The 3,036-nt window shown below is 67.9% G+C and carries 4 protein-coding genes and 2 pseudogenes; 1 reads left to right on the forward strand and 5 read right to left on the reverse strand.

Annotated features, from left to right (window positions below):
- Positions 1-93 precede the first annotated feature (93 nt).
- Entirely contained in the window at positions 94-669 is a 576-nt protein-coding gene (locus tag ACFI33_RS11665; protein WP_206450607.1) for a hypothetical protein, read from the reverse strand.
- Between the two features lie 111 nt (positions 670-780).
- Between ACFI33_RS11665 and ACFI33_RS11670 the strand changes: the two genes are divergently transcribed.
- The gene (locus tag ACFI33_RS11670) at positions 781-1,050 is read left to right on the forward strand and encodes a hypothetical protein (protein WP_206450606.1); all 270 of its coding nucleotides are present in this window, start codon (positions 781-783) and stop codon (positions 1,048-1,050) included.
- A 30-nt stretch (positions 1,051-1,080) separates the two neighbouring features.
- Here ACFI33_RS11670 and ACFI33_RS11675 read toward each other — a convergent pair.
- From ACFI33_RS11675 to ACFI33_RS11690, 4 genes and pseudogenes are all read right to left on the reverse strand, one after another.
- A pseudogene (locus ACFI33_RS11675) lies at positions 1,081-1,188 on the reverse strand (WhiB family transcriptional regulator); the annotation flags it as partial.
- A gap of 24 nt (positions 1,189-1,212) precedes the next feature.
- Positions 1,213-1,365: a hypothetical protein gene (locus ACFI33_RS11680; RefSeq protein ID WP_206450605.1), complete on the reverse strand. Its 153-nt coding sequence runs from the start codon at positions 1,363-1,365 to the stop codon at positions 1,213-1,215.
- The gene (locus tag ACFI33_RS11685; RefSeq protein ID WP_206481998.1) at positions 1,362-2,858 is read right to left on the reverse strand and encodes a hypothetical protein; all 1,497 of its coding nucleotides are present in this window, start codon (positions 2,856-2,858) and stop codon (positions 1,362-1,364) included. The genes ACFI33_RS11680 and ACFI33_RS11685 overlap by 4 nt, the downstream gene beginning before the upstream one ends.
- 14 nt (positions 2,859-2,872) lie before the next feature.
- Positions 2,873-3,036: pseudogene (locus ACFI33_RS11690) on the reverse strand (IS5/IS1182 family transposase); the annotation flags it as partial.

Raw genomic sequence — 3,036 nt, forward strand, 5'->3', positions numbered from 1 at the left:
CGGATCGTGCCCTGCCTGGTGACCTCTCGTCGCCCTTCATTTCGTCGTGTGTTCTGCCGTTTGTGACCGCCCCTGTGAGCGATCACAGTCCCTTCACGGCGTTGGATCGAGAGCGGGACGACCGATCCAGACGGTGTGCTGCGGGGCCACGTTCAGCCCGTCCCTCAGCCGTCCACGCATCACGCCGACCCGAGTACGCCCTTCCACAAGTTGCAGCGCCCCGGAGGGGCCTCCGAAGCACCCGCGATCGAGGAGGATCGGGGCCCTGAGCCACGTCCCCTGCTCCTCCCAAGCCCGCACGACTCGCCCGCCGCGAACCTTGATCCAGTGCCCGTGATAGTCCGGGGCCTCCTGGGCCAGATAGTCGGCACCGCCCTTCCCCGTGGGCACCACCTCTAGAACCTCTGTCGACAGTTCCTCGCGAGACCAGCGGACCCGCGAGAGGTCCACGGCAACGTACTCGCAGAGGAACTCATCGAGAGGCAGATGCTCGTAGAGCCACTGGTCCACGACATCGAGCGGCCACCCAAGTGCCTCAATCTCCGGAATCGATGCGAAGGCTGCCAGCGTGGTGACCTCGCCAGTCTGTCCAGGCACCAACCGGAGAATCTCATCACGCTGCAAGTCGGGCAGGTAGACCGGTCGGTGCGGGTCTGCGTGACTGTGCATGGCTCCATGCTGGCACAGCCAGCGTGTCGCCTTGGCCGTCAACTACTTGGACTTTCGCAGTGGATAGGTTCAGACCACGCCCGACCGCCGGGCGCAGTCAGGAGAAGCAGCATGAACGAACAGCCGAACACCACGATCATCGAGAATCTAGCGGAGGACCTCACCCCCATCGCCTACGGTGCCGCGAAGAACATGAAGGAGCGCACCGACGCGTGGAATGAGCAGGGCGGGGACCTTCAGTCGATCCTCGATCTTCAGAAGGAGGACTTCCGGGAACTGCTTCGCGCGCTCGCTGCGGTCGAACTTGAGGTGCGAACGCTCAAGGGTGAAGTAATCCGGGGAGAGGACGGCGCAACCACCGGGGGCGAGCCCCAGGCCTAAGCCCGACTGCTGACGCTGAGGCGGGGAGGGCTATCTCGTCCGGTCCTCCCCGCCCCAGATCCCGAAGCGCTCCTTCGCCGTCTCCGCGTACGCCGCGCACAAGTCCAGAACCGGGCACGACTGGCACAGAATCGCCGCCTGCGCCCTCTCTCCTCGGCTCGGTCAGCCGGTGAACCCGTCCGGCTCCTCCTGACACGGCACAGAGCCGTCAGGGGCTTCCAGCAGAGCCACCGTGAGCGAGGCGTAGGCGTCCAGCGCCTCGGGACTCCGGACCAGTTGGGAGCGACCGTCGATTTTCCCGTCGGTCCGGCTCATGACCGACCCTCCGAGCCCCGGCGAATGCGTTGCAAGTTGCTCGCGCTGCTGATCCGACGCGGCGCCGGAGCACCCGTCCGCTCAGCCCTACGGAGAGCGATCTCCGCAGCCTGCCTCGAGGCCGCGGACTTGCTCATCGACGACCGCGCCGCCGCCCCGATGTCCCTGACGACTCTGCCCCTCGGCACGGCCACGGACCCCGGCCCCACCTCGGGACGGTCCGTGAGATCCGCGATGACCATGCCGACCGCCGCCACGATGTCATCATGCGTGCCCGGCGGATTCTGCAACTTCACCGTGGACGGGCCGGTCTCGATCAGCCGCGCGGACAGGAACTCCGTCCGCACCTCCGGATCATCCGGAAGCGACAGAGCACGGTCACGAAGCGCGACATAGGTCGACCGCGCCAGCCGGTTCGCCCCAGCCGAGGAGAACACGAACTCCTCCGCGCGCACGCCCTGTCTCGTGAGGTTGCCGGTCAACTGCTCGGCCTGCATCCGATCGAACCGCAACTTGGCGCGGTACTGACGGCACAGCCGCAGAGTCGAGGCTTCCACCTCCGCGAGATCCACCTTCGCATTGCGCTCCGGTCGCCAGTAGACAACCCGGTCGATCACGACCCGCCGACCCTCCGGAGTGCGCTCCGAGTGCCCGGCGGCCAGCGCGGTCAGATCGCGGCGCGTACCAACGTCCAGCGCCGCCACGTACTCCACACCGGGACGCGGGTCGATGCTCAGCGAGCCGGGCCGGATCGCGGCCTCCACGTCCTCCGGACGGGTCAGAGCATCATCCGACTCGGCCCACTCGCACAGGATCAGACGCCGCCACTCCGCCGCCGTGAGATCCGACTGTGTGGACTCCACGTCCTGCGGGGACCACCACGGCGACGGCCCCGGCGTCCTCGAGGTCCGCCAGTGAGCAGAGTCCTGAGCATCGGCCCATACCTCCGCCCCGAGCCCGACCGGGGAACCGGCGGTGCCGATCACCAACAGCCGCGAGCCGGGCACCTTCGGCACTGCCGAGACGATCGCCCCGTAGAGCCGCCGGTGGTTGGTGGTCGAGGGCCAGACGCCCAACTCGTCGACCACCGACAGCCAGGGCCGTGTCCCGTAGGCCGAGGCCGCGTCCGAGGCTTCCACGGTCAGCGTCGCCCCGGTCGAGCGCACGCGCACCGACCGCGCCCCGAGATCCACGGCCCCGGACAGACCCGGCGTGCGCCCGACGATCCCGGCCAGAGCATCCGCGAACAACCCGGCCTGCTCCGCGTCCACGGCGTAGATGTGGCACCGGGCGCGGGCCGGAGCCTCCGTCAGCAAAAGCGCCAGGCACATCGCGGCGACATCCGTCGTCTTGGACATGCCGCGCCCGCGCAGGATGAAGTGACGGCGCGGCGCGCCCTCGGAGGTGTCGAGCACGGCCTGAGCGTCGGCACGCTGGAAGGGGTAGGCGATCTCGCCCCACGTCCTGCCCTCGTCCATCACGAACCCGGCCATCAGCGCGTACGCGTCTAGGGCATGTCTGACAATCGTTTTGACCACGCGAGCACAGCATTCAGGACCACAGCGGCCCGGTAGATGATCGCGTACTTGTCATACCGGGTCGCCAGACCCCGCCACTGCTTCAGGTGAGCGTACTGACGCTCGATGACGTTGCGGCCCTTGTAGGCGTCCG

It is taken from the genome of Micrococcus sp. PSi08 (assembly GCF_054960655.1).